Below are 20730 nucleotides of genomic sequence, written 5' to 3'. Positions count from 1 at the left end.
AAAGACGCACTTCTAAAGAAATGCGTCTTTTTTATACTATTATATTTAAGTGAATAAGTTTTTCCGGATTAACCATCATATAAATGTTTGCGATTTTTTCATTCTCAAATGTAAATGAAAGCACATAGGTCACTTTATTTTTCACTTTAACAAGAACACCTGGGGCGCCATTTACTATCTTATAATCAACATTGTATTCTCCCGGAAACTTCTTCCCAATTCCAAAGAATAAACGTATAATTCTATCTGCAGAATAGATTGGATGGATTGCAGTTGTAGCTTTACCACCACCATCAGCTTTTAATATCGCATCTGTTTTTAATACTTCTAACATGCCTTGCGCATCCCCACACTGCAATGATGATACAAATTTCTCCACATAGGCAGCCATTTTCTTCGTACTTAACTTTGACTGCTTCGGCTTATCTAAAATACTTTTTCGTGCACGTTGAAAGATTTTTCGGCAGTTCGCACTACTCTTATCTACAATTGAAGCGATTTCTCTGTAGTCATAACCGAAAACTTCTCTTAATATGAAAACAACTCTCTCTGCCTCAGACAATTGTTGTAAAAGTAATAAATATGCCGTAGAAATGGATTCTTTCATTACAAATGACTCTGATGGATCATCAGTCTCTTCCACAAATGGCTCTGGCAACCACATTCCAACATATACGTTCCGTTTATGTGCCGCCGAACGTAATTTATCAATTGAGCGATTTGTTACCATTTTACATAAATATGCTTTCATATTTTCTATAGATTGAACGTCCTCTATATTATTTAGCGAGATAAAAACGTCATGAACGATATCCTCAGCATCCATAACACTCCCAAGGATTCTATATGCTAACGAAAATAATAATGATTGATACGCTTCATATAATTGCTCCGTTTCCATGATGAATTGCCTCACCTTCGGATTGCTTTAATATGTGTAACGCTGCACGTTTTCCGCTTGCCACCGCAGCATCAGCTAATATTTCATCATGCCCAGCCCAATCTCCTGCAACATAAACACCTGGCATTCCAGGTATATTAGGGCCTGGTTTTTCAACACGGTCAATATGAGGAAAATCATATACTACCGTTATTTTCGGTAAATATTGCTGTGCAACAACTTCTCTTTTCCAATTCGGATGTAACAATTCCATCATATTTTCTAACTGTTCTTTCTCTTCTTGAATATGATTCAGTTCTAGTACAGGGTTATGGTATTTAATTAGACTCACTACAATTGATCCATCTTCACTTAATTTAGCTGCTCTCGATTGATTCGTGAAAAATATAGATTGATCTAATCCCAATGCAAAATGATGCAAAGGATTCGGTAATTGTTTTAAACCAATATCTAAAGCTGCCACGGTCACTTGTATAGATTGTTCACTCCATTTTTGCAAACTTGTTCCTTCTGTACCTTTTATAATTTTACATGCCTCTTTCGGTGGAGTTGTTACAATGACTGCACCTGCTTCAAATACTTCATCGTCAAAACAATGTATTCTTTGTTTTCCTTGACAATGCTCTATTTTCAAAACATGCTTTTTAGCCAGAAATTGTACACCACTATTATTCGCTATTCCTCTTAAATTTGTTATTATCGTCTCCCAACCAACATCTACATAAAGTACTCCTTCTTTCATAGAAAACTGTATTTGTTTTAGTACGGAAGATGCTAATTGTATTGTAGGAGCATACGTATATGTTGTTGTTCGACATAATGCATAAAATATATTTCGAACCATTGGATCTTTAATTTCATTTTCTGCCCATGTAGTTAGACTCATTTTTGGAACTTTTCCTACATCTAAATTTCCTAAATGAATCATAAGACGAGCAAACTGGACTTTTGCAGACCATGAAAGTAACGGTGTTGATAAAATAGAGCGAAAATCTGTTGGAATGGTATAAATATCCCCTTTCCATATTCCATGTGCTTTTGTAGATGGGATTCCACCTGGAAGATCTACTCCTAGCTCATTAAAAGTTATAAACGCTTCTCCACCTCTATATAAAGCATGTGCACCAAGATTCATACAAATGCCGTTTTTATTTATAGTGATCCCTCGACCACCGAAGTGACTGGACTTTTCTAATACAATAACCTTCCTTCCAGCTTTCGCTAAATATATAGATGCTGTTAATCCAGCAAGCCCACCACCAACAATTGCTATATCAAAATGTTTCATAATAAAATCCCTCCTTATCCGTTCTACATACAAGACGAACGATTAAGGAGGGATGTGACATGAAAATATATTTTTACTTATCTATTTTATTTCATTATTTTTTTATTCTGTCATATTGCATACGAAATAACTCAATTGCAAATGGAATATCCTCCTCACTCTTTATATAATAACTTATCCATCCTGATTCAGGTAATACGTGATGTGGTTTCACCAATCCTTGGCTCACTAATTCATCCCGCTTTACCTTTGGAAATGGTAAATCAACTAACTTATCGCCATGCAAATGACCAAGTTCTTTCTTACCATAATTTATTTCAATACCACCAAATCGATGCGGTTTTTCAGAAACACCTGCCCAGCCAAGTACTTCATTTCTAATCATTTCACTAAATGACATGAACCTTCACCCCTTATTAATGATTGATGTAATATTAAATTAACACGTTCATTACTTTTTTCCATCAATCCAAAGTATGAATGGATATACGAATATAGTTTAATCTCAATATCTTTATTTTTTTACACACTTAAAACAATTTCAAAGGGTATTTATTCTATTATATAGAATTATTATTAAAAATAAATTTAAGGGATGGATATATATGAGCACGGTATTATTACAAAAGGCAAATTATCTACGATCTGATGAATTAAAACTTTTGAAAAAAGCTATACATTTTGCAGAGAAAGCACATGATGGACAATACCGTCAAACTGGAGAACCATATATTATTCACCCTTTCGCGATTACAGAAATACTGCTAAATTATAAAGCTGACATTACAACATTGATTGCTGCTTTATTACACGATGTTGTAGAAGATACCGAATACTCTCTAGAAGAAATTGAATCACATTTTGGTGCGACTATTCAATATATTGTAAACGGATTAACAAAAGGAAAAAAACTACAAGATCAAAACAAAGTATTGTACGAAGCCATTAATTTTAAAAAATTACTAGTATCCTCTCAACAAGATATACGTGTTGGCATTATTAAAGTTATAGATCGCCTTCACAATATAAAAACATTGAGTGTTAAAAAAACCGCAAAACAAGTAGCTTATGCGAATGAAACATTAACACTATTTGCACCACTTGCAAAGCGATTAGGGTTATATACAATCCAGTATGAATTAGAAAATCTTGCTTTTCAATATCTACATAAAGGAAGATATACTGAAGTACATAAATTTTTAACCGAATATGTGCCACATCTTCAAAAAAATATAACTCATTTAAGAAAAGGGATACATTCTTTTTCTAATACAAACCTTTCATTTGAAATAAACTATGAGTTCCCCCCAGTATATACTACATACTCACAATTACAAGAAATACAAAATGTATCAGGTATTTCACAAATTTGTATTACAACTACAAGTGTACTAGATTGCTATAAAATTCTTGGAATAATACATCAATTATATAAACCAACTATAAACTATTTCGAGGATAATATAGCACTTGAAAATAGCCATTTTAATAACAACTTAAAAACTAAAGTCAATATGAATGATGCTGAACAAACAATTATCATTCAAACACAAATAGCAAAAACGTTGAAAGATAACGGGATTTTTTCTTTATTGAATGATAGAACTGCAAATATTCAAGCAATATCTTATAAAATAATGGATGATACAATTGTGAATAACAATTTATTAACTACAGATCCAATCACTTTCCGTAGTTTAGTATCGTATGAACTATTTGAAAATACTATTACAGCTTATACTACAGATTTACAACCAGTTTATTTACCTGATGGTGCTACAATCATTGATTTTTCTTTCTCTGCATTTCCAAAAATTGCACATAAGATGAAAAAAGCAAAAGTAAATGGGATCACTGTTCCACTTAAAACAAAGGTTTCTCATTTTGACATCATCGAAATACATTTTGATTTTAAACTAAACTTGGAATTAGATTGGCTCAATTATGCCAATACCGCTAAAGCACAATTAAATATTAAGCAAAAACTATCTTAAATAAAAGACGACTACCTTTCTAAATGGGAGTCGTCTTTTATCGTAATGAAACCATTTTTTCAAAATTGATGAAATAAATTTCTATATTCTTCAACCCTAACCCAACATCGATATTAACTGTTATATATCCGTATCAATATTAAAGTAAGTACAAAGTACAATCTATATTCTTTATGGGATATGTAAATTTATTAAGCTACGGAAAACGGCACATAACAAAGACTAGACACATATCCTAATTTTGTAACCTAACTTACCTATAGAAAGGCGGGTAATACAAATGACTTCTAATATCGACTACACTTCCCCCACAACTAATTTCACCCATGATTTAAGTAAAAGTAATTTTTTTAAGAAAAATGCCCAAAATTATATAAACGTACTTGGCATGAAACAATTAAATACGTTAGAAAATACTTCTTTATTAGATATCTATTTAAGTACAGGAAATGTTATAGAGCCGCATATTCATCAAAATGCAGCTGAACTTGTTTACTGTATTTCAGGATCTGCTGTTGTTTCCTTACTTAATCCTTTTACAAACCAAATATTAAACTTACCGATAAAACCAGGGCAAGTTGCCAACATTCCACAAGCGTGGTGGCATTATGAAATTGCTACAGCAGATGGTACTCATTTATTAGCTATTTTCGATGCCCCAACCCCAGAAGTTATTTTTGGTTCTGATATTTTAAGACTAACTCCCGCTAATATGATGGCCCATACTTACTGTCTCGATGAACAACAATGGAAACAAGCGATATCCCCTATTCAATCCACTACAGTAATTGGTCCCCCAGCAAACTGTAATCAAAACCGCGGCACGATAAACCCAACAACTCAGCCTCCTAATCCACAACAAAATTTATATTACCAAGATTCATACTATTTCCCTCTTTACTGGGGATATTAATTTATTTCATTAATAGACAATTTTTTATCTCCTCGGAAAATTCGTAGGAGATTTTTTATTGTATATCCACCATTCCTATTTTTTTCGTAACAATTAATAGAGTACATACATATAATATTTATATATTTAATTGGAGGTGATAGTACTATGAGTAATTATAACTATCGAAAAAACTACTCTAATAATAAAAATAGTAGTTCATCAGCATCCTCTCAGTCTTCGAATTCTCAATCTTCCAATTCCCAATCACAAAGAGATTTAGCCGAGCAAGGCTATGTAAAGAAAAAAGGATGTAACTGTAATAAAAACAAATAGTTTATTACTAATTTGAACTATAACATTTCAACGTTCACGATAAATACCTTACTTTCCTTGTATACCGTTTATGTAATGGATGAATTCTATTTTTAATAGAATTCATCTTTTTTATTTATAGGTAATTTTTTCAAATCATTTAACTTATTCCATAAATAATAAAGTATAAATCATACATTTTGATTTATCACCTATCTTCCCATAAAATATAGCCCTTCCTAATAAAATTAGGAAGGGCTATATACAGAATACATTACCACAAGTTATTCGATATTAATACCTGCACTTACAAATCCAGCAACTGCAGCTATTGGACTTGCTGCTGTTAATGAAACATATAACAGTATTTTATCTCCAGCAGCTACTGGAATAGCTTCAGGAATGATTCCCGATGCTGTAGCACCAATCGCTATTACAGCAAATGCTGGTGCTAATAATAAAGGTGCGCCCTGTACTGTAAACGTATTACTCGCTGCTGGTGCAGTTAATATTTGTATCTGCACTTGAACAGGTGATAATGGAGCTAATGCAGCTGTTGCACTAAAGAAACCTGCTAATGACGTAATAGTTCCTGCACGTGGTGCTACAAATGCATAATCACCTATACCTAACGCTAATGTGATACTTGTTCCACCCGTTAAAGCTATGCCAGGCTGACTAAATCCAAATCCAAGAAGAGTTCCTGTATTAGCTATTAATGCGTTAACTAACGCAGATGGTGTTGTACCTGAAGCGAATGGAATAATAGCTCCGCCACCTGTTGCTCCCGTTGCTCCTGTTGGACCTGTGTCTCCCGTCGGACCTGTTGGGCCTGTTGCTCCTGTCGGGCCTGTGTCTCCTGTTGGGCCTGTCGCTCCTGTTGCTCCTGTGTCTCCCGTTGGACCTGTTGGGCCTGCTACTCCTGTGTCTCCCGTTGGACCTGTTGGGCCTGTCGCTCCTGTTGCTCCTGTGTCTCCCGTTGGGCCTGTTACTCCTGCTCCTGTCGCTCCTGTCGGGCCTGTTGCTCCTGTTGCCCCTGTTGCCCCTGTTGCTCCTGTTGCTCCGCCTCCTGGACCTGTTGGACCTGTTGGACCTGTTGGGCCACCTCCTGGAGTAGCACCAATTAGTTGAACTAATAAGTTTAATAGAAGTTGTAAGCTTGCAGGATCAATAATTAAAGAGAAGAAGAATGGTGCAAGAGCACTGAAGAATTGTTGTAATAAAGAAAGTAATTGACCTAGGTCTGGGTTAGGAGATTGTAGTAAGTTAATAATACTTTGAATTAATTGTTTTAAGAAATTCCCTTCTGGAGAAGGTGCTAATTCATTTAGTAAATTCAATAGTTGAGTAAACAAATTGAGTAAAGCTAATCTGTTTGCATCACTTGGATTTGCAAAAAACGCTGCAATAGCCGCAATTAAAGAGTTTAGTAAAGTTATTAATCTTCCTAATTGTTCACTAGTAATTGGAACCGTTTGTGGATTGTTACAACAATCTGGAGTGAAAACAATCGGATTATTGCAGTTGTTATGACCAAAACAATTGTTATGTGACATTTATTTCCTCCTTACTTATCTTATATTTGAGTGTTTTCCTATTATAAGAACTATAAAATTGTGTATAGGTTTCATTCACTTAAAATAGGAAACATGAATTATAATTAAACTGAAAAAACGATATTTAATTATGTTCATGACTCACATATTAATTATATGTTTTTAATAATTGACTGCTTAGATTAAACACCTAAACTTAAGAGTTTATTTTAATTTTCCACGTTTATCTCTTAGGTCCAAAAGCACATTTTAATTTAAATCTTAAAACTAAGCATTTGCATATAACCAACAAGTAACAACACCATCTTTTCAGATAAGTAACAATATCTTTACTAAAATTATGTTCTCTCAATAATTAAGAAGCCGTTTCTATTATAGAAAACTCTCATACAATATATCGGACAAGTTATTCTACACTTCGTTCAAAAAATAATGTAGGAGGTGAGAATTAATTGCCAATCATCCAACCATTTATGGCATCTAGAAGATTTACATCTACACTAGGAGCTGGAACAGGAACAGGTGCAGCTTTTGCAATTGCTGCTACAGCTTGTTTAAACGATGCTGGTACTACTGCAACTGCTTTTCCGACTTTTACGTATTACAACTTTTATGTAAACGGTATTCTTCAACCTAGTGTGAACTCCAGTATTACTACTGGACCTACTGGTGCTATTACAATTCCTGGCGGAGATGCATTAGACGGCGGAATTCCAATTACAATCGAATTTATCGTCACTTAGTTTAACTACTTTAATGTAGAACAAAAAGACAGATTCTTGTTATTTAAGAATCTGTCTTTTTTAATTAATAATGATGAATTGCAAAATAATTGAAGAACCTTGCGTTGGTGGTTGATTATCCAATAAAGTTAGCTGACCATTACTAACTTGATATAATGGTTGTGGTTGAAGTATTCCATTAATAAACAAATTAATATAGGAAACCTCATCAGGAGGTAATATATGTGTTGTACCATATTGAGCTATCCCATCTGAATCTGTATATATAAGTTTTTCTCCATCTGAAAAAGTGTAAAATAATAAATTAGTTGTTGTTATGGGACCAATAACTCCCGTTGGACCCGTTGAACCTGTTGAGCCTGTTGCTCCCGTTGGACCTGTTACTCCCGTTGTTCCTGTTACTCCCGTTGTTCCTGTTGCTCCCGTTGTTCCTGTTACTCCCGTTGGACCTGTTGCTCCCGTTGTTCCTGTTACTCCCGTTGTTCCTGTTGCTCCCGTTGTTCCTGTTACTCCCGTTGGACCTGTTGCTCCCGTTGTTCCTGTTACTCCTGTTGGACCTGTTGCTCCCGTTGTTCCTGTTACTCCCGTTGGACCTGTTGCTCCCGTTGTTCCTGTTGCTCCCGTTGGACCTGTTGCTCCCGTTGTTCCTGTTACTCCCGTTGGACCTGTTGCTCCCGTTGTTCCTGTTACTCCCGTTGGACCTGTTGCTCCCGTTGTTCCTGTTACTCCCGTTGTTCCTGTTACTCCCGTTGGACCTGTTGCTCCCGTTGGAATATAAATTGGCGGAAGAACTGGAAAGGTAGGTCCAATATTTTCAGATCTTACCATACCTTTATTCAACGATAATTTGTCATTGCGGTTCAATTTAATACCTCATTCCACATTTTTGTTTACTAATTAACAAAATATAACATCTATCATTTTGGAAAAATTCTATAACTACTTTTTCATACTAAAATGACTTTTACATATAATAAACTTTTTACCGTTGCTATAGCTAGTAGTATTAATATAATAAAATGATAGGTCCATTTCAAAATACTAAATCGGTTACGTTCTAATTTAAAAATGAGGTGATTTATATTCAAGATAAGAATGAAAAAATAAAAAAAGAACTATTATCACTGGCTCTTGAAATTATTCTTCCATACAGACTTACAGGTCCTACTGGTCCCACAGGTAATACCGGTCCCACAGGCATTACTGGACCCATTATTACAACAAACTCTATGTTCGCTAATAATACGTTAGGTGGTCCCATCTCAGTCATATTAGGTGGAACTAATATTCCACTTTCTAATAACCAAAGTCTCGGTAATTTTACAGTGAACGCTACAAATGATATATTTACAATTCCTGTTACTGGGAGATATTATTTAACCTACCAAGTTAATACGACAACTGCACTACTTGCTGGTACAAGGCTACTATTAAACTCTTCGACTCCACTTCCCGGATCTATTTTTTCACCCGCAATATCAACTTCAAATTATAATAATAATTTAATAACCAATTTAATTGCTGGTAATACAATTTCCCTTCAACTATTCGGCGTATTATCCATAGTTAATTTAGTTGGAGGTGGTTCAACAGGTGCCTCTTTAACAATTATACGAATCGATTAATAAATGATTCATTCTTTTTTATAATAAACATTCTTAGCTGCTAAAGTAGTAACTATTACGTCATTCCTAAATCTAATAATATTTCAATAATTTCACGACAGTGATTAAGCAATAAAAACAATTTGTACTATATTGATAGTAGAAATTATCTATACTAAATTTTCCGTATATATATTATCAATTTACACTTCTCCCTGCCAATGTTACATTGAGTAAGAAGACAGTTTATCAATTGCGAACCATCTCAATATGTATTTGATAAACCTACTCCAATCCTATACGCGAGAGCAATACTATGTTGACACTCAAACGAGTGTCTTTTTTTTATGAATTCATAAAATAAAACCATCTCTTATAGATGGTTTATCAACACACATTTCTTTATATCCTTAAAGTAATCGCAAGTTTATGAAGTTGGATAATAAATGGTCATACTTAACCGAGTTAGCGTTCGTCCGGAATTATAATACGAGTGCGATTTATCCGCCTTAAAGCGAATTGCATCCCCGCTATTTAATTTATATTGACAATCATTTATTTCAATTGTCAATTCCCCTTCAAACACCGTAATAAATTCTTCGGTCCCTTCTTTATGGCCTTCCGAACTTAATTTTCCTTCTGTTTCAATTTCAACCGTATAGATTTCAAAGTTCCTATCATCTTGAAAAGGAAAGGAAGGATACACTTTATATCTCCCATTGTCTTCTGATAATACTTGTACATCATTTCGTAAAACAACTTTCGTATCTGGTTGCGGATTATTGATTAAAGAAGTAAAAGACACTTTCAAACCATTAGCGATTTTCCATATCGTTGTTAATGTTGGGCTTGACTCTCCTCGTTCAATTTGTCCAATCATCGTTTTACTCACACCTGTTAATTGAGAGACCTTTTCTAAACTCATTTTCTCTTTTTCACGTATTGTTTTTAAATTTTTTGCTAAAATAAGTTGAATTTCTTCCATAAGAAACACCCCTACACTATATACAATATAACGACCGTTATGTATAATAAAAAGCACACGTTATATTGTTCTTTTCGGTCATTATAACACACACTATATATTTAGGGGGTTTTGAAATGCCTATATTTTCTTTTTTGTTATTTGTTTTTATAAGTAGCTTCACACCCGGACCTAACAATTTTTTAGCTATGACATACGCCAATCAACATGGTTTAAAAAGGAGTATGCAATTTTGTTTTGGAGTAGCTTTCGGGTTTTTCATCCTCACTTCCTTATGTAGCTTCTTTAATATTGTACTAATTAATATCCTACCCATAATCGAATTCCCTTTAAAAATTTTAGGTGTAGCATACATGCTATATTTAGCTTTTAAAATACTCACTAGTAAAACTAGTACAGATCCCGATGAAAAACATAATAAAAACTTATTTACAGTGGGGATTTTTCTTCAATTTGTCAATCCTAAAGGGATACTATTCGGGCTGACTGTAGTGTCAACTTTTATTCTCCCTTACTATAATTCATATTCAAGTTTTCTACTTTCCTCATTATTTCTAGGTGTAGTCGGGTTAATGAGCACATTTAGTTGGAGCTTATTTGGTTCCATGTTCCAAAAACTTTTATTAAAACATACTAAATCATTTAACATCATTATGGCCGTTTTATTAGTTTTCAGTGCTATTTCAATTGTAATCACTTAAATTCAAATTCTAAATTTCTTTTCTTTTTAAAAATATTGCTAAGATGCCCAATGAATTTCCCACTTACATGCATTACTTATCAATTTTCAAGGCGGGCGTCTCCTATATCTAACCTTATTCATACGAGATAAAAATTTTAAAAGAGGATTACTCATTATAAGTAATCCTCTTTTTCGGACTATTGATTTTTAAATATTCTGTTCCACTAAACTAAAATCTTTACTTAACTTCATACCACCAGCCTTTACGATCAAGATAATCTGTCATTCCTTTAAGTTGCGTATCTGAAGTTGGTTCAGAGATAAAATATGTTAAACCATCAGATTGTAAGATGAAGTTAGCTGTCATTTTTAGTGACGTTAATGCTCCCATTACATCGGGTGTTTCATATGGTGAAAAAGCTCCTGATTGAATGATATTTTTTTGGGCTGGCGGAGTTGTCCCACCAGATTGCCCCGTTAATGCATATACAATTGAATTAGCAATCTTATCTGGATCCCATTTTGCCATATCTGCTTCATTATCAATAAATCCAAGTTCAATTAAGATTGCAGGTGCTTTCGTATTCGATAACACATAAAGGTCTTTTCGTTCCTTTGCACCACGATTTGACCAGCCAATATCTTTTGAAAGTTGCGCTGCTATTTTTGCTGATAAAGCTTGTTGGTCATAGTACAAAACTTCAACACCGTTAGCTTTCGTATCATATGAGTTTAAGTGAAATGAAACTACTAAATCTACATCATGTGAGTTTGTTTTTGATACAATATTATTTAAATTTTGAGCTTGCGTTGTCCCTACTTCATCAGTATCATCATACACTGTATGCCCCAATGCTCTTAATTTAGCAACAACTGCATCCTTCACTTGGCGATCCATAATATGTTCTTTCCGATTTCCATAATTCGCACCCTGTACAATACTATTGTGACCTGCATGTAAACTATATCTAGCCATTGTTCAACATCCCCTTTTTTATTACTATATTCAAAGCTCGTCTTATTGTCCGGTCAAATATCCTGTACATCTCCAGCAAACAAAATTTGGGCACTAATCTATTTTTAAATTTTTAATTCAAGATTATTTATTTTCTAAAACAAAGATCTCATAAATACCCCAACTAATATTTTTAAGTTGCGGCATTCACGTATTTAAACTATTCATTTCAAAATCTTTTTATATTAATACACAAAAATAAGCTATAATATAAGTTTCTGTTCTTTAGAAGGGGTTTAATGGCTGATAAATATAAATTTTTGATACTCATTGTTACAGTATTTTTTTCTTTCTTTTCCTAAATAAAAGATTTCCGTAACACTTCAAAAAATTTCTTTTTGGGGAGCTTTGCAATCCTAACAAGCTTTATATTATTATTAACTCACGCTTTAGAATTAACTCCAATACTTCTCTATTCAGCACAGATGGCACTTGAGATTATTACAATTCCGCGTAAATTAATACTTCCATTTGTCACTGAAGCTGCTAGTTTTTGCTAACGAGAGGTGATCAATATAAATTGGAAACAAAAATACAATCCAAAGTATCTCTTTTACCGCATGTATAGTTATATTTATAAAGCCCTTGATGATATATCATGGTCCTTAAAATAATTTAGATTGTTATGAGTACACATTTTTTGTTTGCTCTTTTCATATCCCTATAAAATAACGCTTTCATTTCAAAGTTATATTGTTATTAAATTATCTATTCTACCCCTCTTCTCTTGTTCATATGCCGAGTTGTTTATTCATAAATTAAAAATAATTGACATAACTGAATGGAGGCTAACTATGTATTTTGCAAATATTATTAAATACGGACGCGTTCCGCACTTTAACTCTAACTTCCCTTTGATTTTATTTTGGAGTCAGAAAAGTGGCTGTACTTCACTTGCACATTGGTTTTTTTATCAAATAAATTTATTTAAACAAGCCATAAAATACGATTCCTTCATCCATAATTATGAAAATGAAATATACAAAAACTCCTCCGACTACTTTATTGAACTAGCTGCGGCTTTATATACAAACGGAAAAGATTCCTATAAATTAGTAAGAAACCCCTATACAAGAGCTGTAAGTTCATTCTTTTCACTAATTGCCCCCCCTCACATAGAAAACCCAGCATGGAATCCTATTCGGAATTTTTATTATGGTAATGAATTTTGTAATAAGCCTATTTCATTTAAAATCTTTCTCTACTATTTAAAAGCGCAAATGAAAGATTTACAACAAGTAGATCCACATTTAATGCAGCAATATGAACCAGCTGAGGAGGAGTTTGTTACGAAGTATATCTACCTTGAAAATTTCTCTACTGAAATTGCGCACTTAGAACAAACATATCAATTAAAAACTTCTCCTTTACACATACTAACCAAATCATGGCATCATCAGAAGGAAAGAGCGATTTTTAGAGGTGATTTTGCAGATGCTGATATTACCGATCCTTTATTCCCACGCCTCCCAACATACGATAGTTTTTATGATTATGAAACTATCCAATTAGTACAAGATATTTTTAATAAAGATTTTAGCACGTACAATTACCCATTAACTCCTTTAAAAAATAAGTGATTTTCTAATTGTAGTTTCATATATTATAGAGAAACTTAAATTCACCTATTTAAGTTTCCTCATACAACACTTTTTTGGAACAATTTTTACATCCAAAAATTACAAGTGAACGATTGGGGTCATAAAGGTGTTTTCATAACCTTACGCATGTTTTACCTTGGATGCAAGAATACGCAGGTAAAACATTTAGTGAACAACTATTTGGATAATAATGTTTACAAATATAAAAATACGGTTTCTCTTTCCTAGAGAAACCGCATCATATTAAAGTTTTTATTAAATTTTAAACTGACTCGTATACAAATCAAAGTAAAACCCTCTATCTTCCATAAGAGATTCATGATTCCCTCTTTCCAAAACACTTCCATCTTTTATAACAAGGATTTGATCTGCTTTTTCAATCGTTTTCAGTCGATGAGCGATTACGAAACTTGTTCGACCTCTCATTAAATTGTTTAGTCCTTCTTGTATTTGTAATTCTGTTCTCGTATCAATATTAGATGTCGCTTCATCAAGAATTAATATATCTGCATCTGCTAAAATCGCCCGCGCAATCGCAAGAAGTTGTTTTTGTCCTTGACTTAAATTCGATCCTTCTGAAGCAATTTTTGTTTCATATTGATTCGGTAAATGTTTAATAAAAGAATGTGCAGATGCTGCCTTAGCTGCATTGATTACTTCTTCATCACTAGCATCTAGTCGACCATAACGGATATTATCCATAATTGTCCCAGCAAATAAATACGTATCTTGTAAAACTACCCCTATTTTACTCCGCAACGAATTCATATCATACTCTTTTATATCTTTTCCATCGATATGAATTTGCCCTTGTTGTATATCGTAAAAGCGAGTTAGCAAATTAATGATTGTTGTTTTGCCCGATCCAGTTGGACCAACTAAAGCAATTGTCTCCCCTGGCTGTGCCTTAAGACTCACTTCTTTTAAAATCGTTTTATTTTCCTCATAACCAAATGAAACATTCTCGAGTGCAACATGCCCTTGTAAATTTTGTACAATGCATGCATCTTTTTTATTTTGAATTTCCGGTACTTCATCCATAATTTCAAATACACGCTCTCCACCAGCAACTGCCGCTTGAATTGTATTCATTAAAGTTGCGAATTGACTGAGTGGTCTTGAGAATTGACGAGAATAATTAATAAAAGCCGCAATGACACCTACTGTTGTCATTCCATTTAAAACCATAACTGAACCAGTCCCAATTACAAGCCCCATACCTAAGTTATTTATAAAGTTCATACTTGGAAAAATAAAAGCTGAAAATGTATCCGCCTTCGTAGCTGAAACTCTTAGTTGTTCATTAATTTTATTGAAATTTTGTACGGTTTCTTTTTCTTTCCCATATAACGTTGTAACATCCGCTCCTGTTATAGCTTCCTCAATAAAACCATTTAATTCTCCTAAATCTCGTTGACGCTTTGCAAAGTTTTTACCACTATAAGTAACTAGTTTTTTTGTAACGAAAAACATAATAGGTACTGTAATTAAAGTAACAATTGCTAAAATCCAATCTAATGCGAACATTGCAATCGTTACACCTATAAAGGTTAATGCTGATGAAATAATTTGTACAACACTTTGCGTCAACGCTTGATTCAAATTATCTATATCATTTGTAACACGGCTCATTAAATCCCCTTGAGAACGTACATCAAAGAACCGTAAAGAAAGCGTTTGGATTTTCTCAAAAATATCTTGTCGTATTTTTTGTATTGTTTTTAATGCAACATTAATCATAACAAATGTTTGTAACCATGTTAAAAACACTGTAACACCGTAAATGGCGATAAGTAACATACACATTCTTGCAGTTCCACTTAAATCTTTCGGTACAATATATTGATCTATAATTACTCCCATTAAATAAGGACCTAATAATCCAAGTAACGTCGTAACAAATACTAAAAATATAACGAACGTAAGAGCAGCCTTTTGATACCCCATATAGTTCCATACTCGCATTACTGTTCCTTTAGTATTTCTAGCTTTACCCATCTTAGGGGCTTTACGTCCACCTTTATTAGCAAATTGCCCTTGAAAATTACGCATGTTCTTTCCCACCTTCTTTATGTAAATTGCCACCTTGGGAAAGATAGATTTCTTGATATACCTCACATTGTTCTAACAATTCTTCATGTGTACCATCACCAACTAATTCACCGTTATCTAAAACGAGAATTTTATCAGCATCTATTATAGATGAGATTTTAGAGGCGATTAATAATGTTGTTGTTCCTTTATATTCTGTTCTTAATGCCGATTGAATGTTAGATTCTGATTTCGCATCAACTGCTGATGTAGAATCATCTAATATAAGAATGGATGGCTTTCTCACAAGTGCCCTTGCAATTGATACACGTTGTTTTTGTCCACCTGATAAATTCGTCGCACCTTGTGTTAAATGATATTGATATGAATCTTCCAACTTGTTAATAAACTCAGTCGCACAAGCTGATGAAGCCGCTACTTCCAGTTCGTCATTCGTTGCATCTTCTTTACCATAACGTAAGTTCTCTTCTATGCTACCTGAAAACAATAATGCCTTTTGAGGTACAAACCCGATTGAAGCACGAAGTTTTTGTAAATCGTATGCTCTAACATTTATTCCATCAATGCATACTTCCCCATGATCAACATCGTATAAACGCGGTAACAGTTTTGCTAAAGTAGATTTACCACTTCCTGTAGAACCGATAATTCCTACTTTTTCACCTTTACATATGTTAAATGAAATATCTTTTAAAACATATTCATTATTTTTCGTGTAACTATAACTAACATTTTTAAAGTCAATTTGTCCCTCAATTTGATTAGGTGCAACTGCATTTGTTTCCGTCGTAATATCAACCTCAGTATTTAAAACTTGCTGTACACGATCCGCAGATGGAAATGCTCGCGCGATTTGCATAAATACCATACTTATAGACATAAGTGACATTAAAATAATATTCAAATAGTTTATAAACGCTAAAATAGCTCCTACTTGAAGCGTTCCATCAAATACTTTTTCTCCACCAATCCATAATGTTGCGACAATCCCACCGCTTACAACTAACATAATGATTGGCATCATTAAAGAAATAAGCTGCACCGCTCGAATATTTATCTTCGTTAAATTTGTATTAACATTTCCAAACTGAGTAATTTCATATTTTTGTCTTACATACGCTTTAATAACACGTACTCCAGATAAATTTTCTTGTAGCTTTGTATTCACTTTATCTAATGCTTCTTGCACTTTTTTGAACGTTCCGCTCGCTTTACTTGCAATGAATATAATCGCAAGTAATAAAATTGGAACAACTACAAGTAATATAGGAAATAACTCGCGTGCTGTTACAAAAACAATTATTATACTTCCGATAAATAACAAAGGACCACGAACAAGTACACGTAATGTCATCGTCATCGCCGATTGAATAGAAGTAATATCATTTGTCACAATCGTTAATAATTTCCCAGTTCCAAATGAATCACGATTTTCACTAGAAAATGTTTCTATTTTCGCAAATACATCTTTTCGTATGTCTGTAGCGAAATTAACAGCTGCTTTTGTAGAATACATCATACACCCAAGTCCTCCAACTAAACCGAGTGCTGCAGCTCCTATCATAAGAAGCCCCATTTTTATTACATAATTCAAATCACGATTTGCTATCCCAACATCAATAATATGTTGCATAATAGTCGGTTGAATTAAGTCCATCGCAACCTCAAGTACCATAAATAGTGGTCCAATAATAGCGAAGAACATGTATGGTTTTAAATAATGTAATAATTTGCGAAATGATTTCATACTTCATCTCCTTTTTCCTATGAAATTACCATTTAATAATTCATACCCTCCTTACTTAAGCTATATAATTTTGAGTTTTCCAGTACTTCTATTATATTATGCAAATTAATATTTAACATTATTAAATGATAAGCATTTATGACTTTCCGGTCAATAAATGTGCTTTATATTACGCAAATAGAAAAACCGTATTCTCAAATAGAAAGAATACGGTTTTTCTATTTATTTATTAGCTTGCAAAATTCAATCTCAAATTCATTTTTTCAAGTGGACTTCATATGTATAGACCTATTTTAATAGTATGTATACTTGTATCCCCCTCAAAAATATCTATATAAACATTTAAAATTCCGTTAACACTGGGAATTTAAATCCTTTAAAATCTAGCTCTTTATTACTTCGAACCATTAAACACTTACTTGACTGTAATTCTGTAAATTGTACATCCTCAATCCCTAATTGATCTGGTGAGAAGTAAAATTCGATTTCTGTAAATCTTTCAGCGATTTCCTCGCATATTTCATCTAAAACTGGAAGTACTGGTGCAAACACTCCATATAATTTCAACATTTCATTATCTACTTCATACACAATAAGAGCATCTAGCTTCTCTGAATAATACAATTTCTCATTCCATTCCGAGTCATACATATTCAAATAAAACGAAGGGTGGAAGTTTAATGTTGCAAAATTATTTGAAAGTCTTTGGCTACTATCAATAGTTTCATGTATTAACTTTCTATCCTCTTCCATATAATAATCTAACTTTCTAAGTAAAGAATCATTATTATTCTTTTTATCATATGAAATAGTCATCAAATACTCCTGCACAACTTTAAACCCAAATGATGCATATAGTTCAGGTATTTCCGTAAACAATAAAGTACATTCACATTTCTTATCGATTTCTTCTATCATTTTACTCATTAATTGTGTCATGAGTCCTTGTCTACGAAAATTAGAGTGTGTCATTACCGATTGAATTCCCGCTGCATTTATTCTTTCACCATTTACTAGCAATGGTAGCGAAAATGCCGCAACATTTGCAATTGCTTTATCTTCTTGTAAAAATGATAAAGCTTTGTATGTATCATCCCAATAACCTCTCTCTGAAAAATCATTCAATGTTTGAATTGTAATCCCAAACACTTCTTCAAATAAAGGAAATAACTGCTCTCTTTTCGGTTCTTCTAAAAGAAGTTTTTCAAAATTTTCAACATTCCCCATGTTGTCCCTCCATACGTTAATTCCATCAAATTAGATGTAGTTGTAGAACCTACTCTTAAAGTAATAGGTCTTACCAATCAATATACTATCATAAAATATAAAAAAAAAGTCTAATTTATTTTATGTTTTGACTATTTGAAAATAAGTCGAATAAAATAATATTAGGATTTTTGAATATTAATAAGTTTGTTATATAAAAATAGTGCTTTCTAAGTCGTTTTTACTAATAGAAATGCACCATTTATAAAAAATATTTTTTTATTATTTTTTTCCTTCTAGTCTCTCCTGCGTGTTAATTTCTTCTCCCCTCATTCGCCTTTCAAATGTATTTCTCCAACTCGTAGAAAGCGCCTGTACTTCTAAAATCCTTTTTAGCCCTACTACATTTTGTTTTTCTTTATGCATGATACGATTAGCAAATGCTACCGTAACACCTTTTGGATCAGACTTCAGTAATTTTAACGTATCAGTAGGTGATACCCATCCTTCTTTTAATACGCGAAAATAAAATCCTGTATATCCTGTTTCTTGAAAATATAGTGGTAACTTTGGAATATTGTATTTCTTAGCTAATTTAAAACAAGGTTGTCTTGGTTGCGTCACTTGTACAATCGCTTCTCCAATTTGAAATGTATCACCAATACAAACATCCTCTTCACACAGACCACTAATTGTTATATTTTCTCCGAATGCTCCATATACAAGGTCTTCATTCAACTCTTTTTCCCAGTATCTATAATGTTCTCCAGAATACACACAAACTGCTTTATCTACTCCGCCATGATGAACTAAGTCCGCTTGCCCATCTCCATTAAATTTTAAAAAGGATAAAAACACTGGTTCCCTTACTTGATTCTTATTTATACCTGTATGAATTACCTTTCCGCCGTATGTAACCTCTTTTGGTAACCCTATGTTTAAAGATAGTACCTCATATACTTTATTCATCTTAATCGCTCCTCTTACTTACCCCACAATTTTTCAATAGATTAATTTATACTTTCAAACTCTCTGTCTATTTTTCATTTAAAATGACAAAAGATCAGCAAATGTAATAACCACTCAAATATCCTTGCTCCGATACTTATCTATCCTTACTTCAAAAACTTTTCAATCCCTCTCTAATAAAATGATTATAAGCTCAACAAAATCATTGTTCAATCCAATTATTTATATAATAATGATAGGTATAACCTATCATTAAACTTGAGGTGATTCCAATCGAATTACGACAACTTGAATATTTTTTAGCTGTTTCAAAAGAATTGCATTTCACAAAAGCAGCTGAGAAATTAAATATTTCACAACCTTCTCTAAGTCAGCAAATACGTGCATTAGAACATGAAGTAGGAATGCCGCTTTTCGATCGCATTGGTAAAAGAATATCTTTAACTAATGCAGGAAGGATTTTATTATTACATAGTAAAACCATTTTTCATGAAGTCGAACAAGCTCGTTCTGCTATTCAAGATTTAAACGGGTTACAACAAGGTTCCTTAACAATAGGATTATTGTTAACCGTCGTAAATTATTTACTACCACCCGCTATTTTAAATTTTAATCAATTATATCCTAATATAGAACTCTCTGTATTAGGGCTTCGTACAGGAGATATTCGCGAAAAATTATTACAAAACGAACTTGATATTGGCATTACATTTCTCCCGGTGCAAGATAAGGAGATTATTTCTATCCCTCTATACAAAAGTGAACTTACATTAGTCGTACCAACCGGTCATCGATTAGCTGAACGTAATCATGTATCTATTGCTGAATTACAGAACTACCCTTTAATTCTATTACCTAAAAATTTCTTTTTAACCGAACTAATTACATCTCATTGTCAAAAATTCAATTTTAAACCAAAACCAATTTTAGAAATTAGTACGATGGAATCTTTAATCCAAATGGTTTCTAAAGGAATGGGAATTACAGTGTTACCAAAACCGTATATAGACTTTTTACAAAATAAAAACATTCAAGCTATTAAAATAGAAAATCCTACTCCAACAATAGAAATTGGACTTATATATAGAAAAGATAAATATATGTGTGCTGCAACTCGAGAGTTTATTGAGCAACTAAATAGAACAGTACGTTCTTTACAAAGCTAAACGAACAAAAGAGA

18 protein-coding genes and 1 pseudogene are annotated in these 20730 nt (G+C 33.0%); 8 read left to right on the top strand and 11 right to left on the bottom strand.

The features are described from left to right. Window positions 1–31: 31 nt before the first annotated feature. From ILS93_RS20080 to ILS93_RS20070, 3 genes are all read right to left on the bottom strand, one after another. On the bottom strand, window positions 32–901 hold the full coding sequence (locus ILS93_RS20080) for a sigma-70 family RNA polymerase sigma factor (RefSeq protein WP_064474138.1): 870 nt from the start codon (window positions 899–901) through the stop codon (window positions 32–34). Next, window positions 879–2189, bottom strand: a complete 1311-nt coding sequence (locus ILS93_RS20075) for a phytoene desaturase family protein (RefSeq protein WP_222661159.1) — start codon at window positions 2187–2189, stop codon at window positions 879–881. Before ILS93_RS20075 ends, ILS93_RS20080 begins: the two co-directional genes overlap by 23 nt. A 94-nt stretch (window positions 2190–2283) precedes the next feature. Beyond that, complete coding sequence (locus ILS93_RS20070) at window positions 2284–2589, bottom strand: luciferase domain-containing protein (protein WP_002035104.1); 306 nt, start codon at window positions 2587–2589, stop codon at window positions 2284–2286. A gap of 205 nt (window positions 2590–2794) precedes the next feature. On the opposite strand from ILS93_RS20070, the gene ILS93_RS20065 reads away from it, so the two are divergent. Further along, the gene (locus ILS93_RS20065) at window positions 2795–4183 is read left to right on the top strand and encodes an HD domain-containing protein (RefSeq protein ID WP_064474136.1); all 1389 of its coding nucleotides are present in this window, start codon (window positions 2795–2797) and stop codon (window positions 4181–4183) included. A gap of 280 nt (window positions 4184–4463) precedes the next feature. Next, window positions 4464–5096: a cupin domain-containing protein gene (locus ILS93_RS20060; protein WP_064474135.1), complete on the top strand. Its 633-nt coding sequence runs from the start codon at window positions 4464–4466 to the stop codon at window positions 5094–5096. Between the two features lie 578 nt (window positions 5097–5674). On the opposite strand, the gene ILS93_RS20055 is transcribed toward ILS93_RS20060, so the two are convergent. Continuing rightward, window positions 5675–6946, bottom strand: a complete 1272-nt coding sequence (locus ILS93_RS20055; protein WP_222661157.1) for an exosporium glycoprotein BclB-related protein — start codon at window positions 6944–6946, stop codon at window positions 5675–5677. Between the two features lie 452 nt (window positions 6947–7398). Between ILS93_RS20055 and ILS93_RS20050 the strand changes: the two genes are divergently transcribed. Then, on the top strand, window positions 7399–7689 hold the full coding sequence (locus ILS93_RS20050; RefSeq protein WP_001121646.1) for a DUF4183 domain-containing protein: 291 nt from the start codon (window positions 7399–7401) through the stop codon (window positions 7687–7689). 60 nt (window positions 7690–7749) lie between these two features. Here ILS93_RS20050 and ILS93_RS20045 read toward each other — a convergent pair whose 3' ends face one another. Continuing rightward, window positions 7750–8553, bottom strand: coding sequence for a DUF4183 domain-containing protein (locus ILS93_RS20045; RefSeq protein WP_222661155.1), 804 nt, complete (start codon window positions 8551–8553; stop codon window positions 7750–7752). Window positions 8554–8762: 209 nt separating this feature from the next. Between ILS93_RS20045 and ILS93_RS20040 the strand changes: the two genes are divergently transcribed. After that, on the top strand, window positions 8763–9314 hold the full coding sequence (locus ILS93_RS20040; RefSeq protein ID WP_064474132.1) for a BclA C-terminal domain-containing protein: 552 nt from the start codon (window positions 8763–8765) through the stop codon (window positions 9312–9314). A 406-nt stretch (window positions 9315–9720) separates the two neighbouring features. Here ILS93_RS20040 and ILS93_RS20035 read toward each other — a convergent pair whose 3' ends face one another. Further along, window positions 9721–10335, bottom strand: a complete 615-nt coding sequence (locus tag ILS93_RS20035) for a helix-turn-helix domain-containing protein (RefSeq protein ID WP_098103702.1) — start codon at window positions 10333–10335, stop codon at window positions 9721–9723. 59 nt (window positions 10336–10394) lie between these two features. Between ILS93_RS20035 and ILS93_RS20030 the strand changes: the two genes are divergently transcribed. Beyond that, the gene (locus ILS93_RS20030; RefSeq protein ID WP_064474130.1) at window positions 10395–10979 is read left to right on the top strand and encodes a LysE family transporter; all 585 of its coding nucleotides are present in this window, start codon (window positions 10395–10397) and stop codon (window positions 10977–10979) included. 219 nt (window positions 10980–11198) lie between these two features. On the opposite strand, the gene ILS93_RS20025 is transcribed toward ILS93_RS20030, so the two are convergent. Further along, entirely contained in the window at window positions 11199–11936 is a 738-nt protein-coding gene (locus tag ILS93_RS20025) for an N-acetylmuramoyl-L-alanine amidase (RefSeq protein WP_064474129.1), read from the bottom strand. 278 nt (window positions 11937–12214) lie between these two features. On the opposite strand from ILS93_RS20025, the pseudogene ILS93_RS20020 reads away from it, so the two are divergent. After that, a pseudogene (locus ILS93_RS20020) lies at window positions 12215–12475 on the top strand (hypothetical protein). Window positions 12476–12769: 294 nt separating this feature from the next. Further along, complete coding sequence (locus tag ILS93_RS20015) at window positions 12770–13555, top strand: sulfotransferase family 2 domain-containing protein (protein ID WP_064474128.1); 786 nt, start codon at window positions 12770–12772, stop codon at window positions 13553–13555. A 276-nt stretch (window positions 13556–13831) separates the two neighbouring features. Here ILS93_RS20015 and ILS93_RS20010 read toward each other — a convergent pair whose 3' ends face one another. From ILS93_RS20010 to ILS93_RS19995, 4 genes are all read right to left on the bottom strand, one after another. Then, window positions 13832–15628, bottom strand: coding sequence for an ABC transporter ATP-binding protein (locus ILS93_RS20010; protein WP_064474127.1), 1797 nt, complete (start codon window positions 15626–15628; stop codon window positions 13832–13834). Further along, the gene (locus ILS93_RS20005) at window positions 15621–17375 is read right to left on the bottom strand and encodes an ABC transporter ATP-binding protein (RefSeq protein WP_088046636.1); all 1755 of its coding nucleotides are present in this window, start codon (window positions 17373–17375) and stop codon (window positions 15621–15623) included. The genes ILS93_RS20010 and ILS93_RS20005 overlap by 8 nt, the downstream gene beginning before the upstream one ends. Window positions 17376–17717: 342 nt before the next feature. Beyond that, complete coding sequence (locus tag ILS93_RS20000) at window positions 17718–18602, bottom strand: GNAT family N-acetyltransferase (protein ID WP_064474125.1); 885 nt, start codon at window positions 18600–18602, stop codon at window positions 17718–17720. A 261-nt stretch (window positions 18603–18863) separates the two neighbouring features. Next, window positions 18864–19550, bottom strand: coding sequence for an MOSC domain-containing protein (locus tag ILS93_RS19995; RefSeq protein WP_088046635.1), 687 nt, complete (start codon window positions 19548–19550; stop codon window positions 18864–18866). Window positions 19551–19813: 263 nt separating this feature from the next. Here ILS93_RS19995 and ILS93_RS19990 point away from each other — a divergent pair, with 263 nt between their 5' ends. Then, on the top strand, window positions 19814–20716 hold the full coding sequence (locus ILS93_RS19990; RefSeq protein ID WP_064474123.1) for a LysR family transcriptional regulator: 903 nt from the start codon (window positions 19814–19816) through the stop codon (window positions 20714–20716). The last annotated feature ends 14 nt before the right edge of the window (window positions 20717–20730 follow it).

This window comes from Bacillus sp. 16GRE42, from assembly GCF_019837435.1.
In the GTDB taxonomy this organism is placed as follows: Bacteria; Bacillota; Bacilli; order Bacillales; family Bacillaceae_G; genus Bacillus_A; species Bacillus_A wiedmannii.
This window is presented reverse-complemented; position numbering and strand designations above follow the sequence as displayed.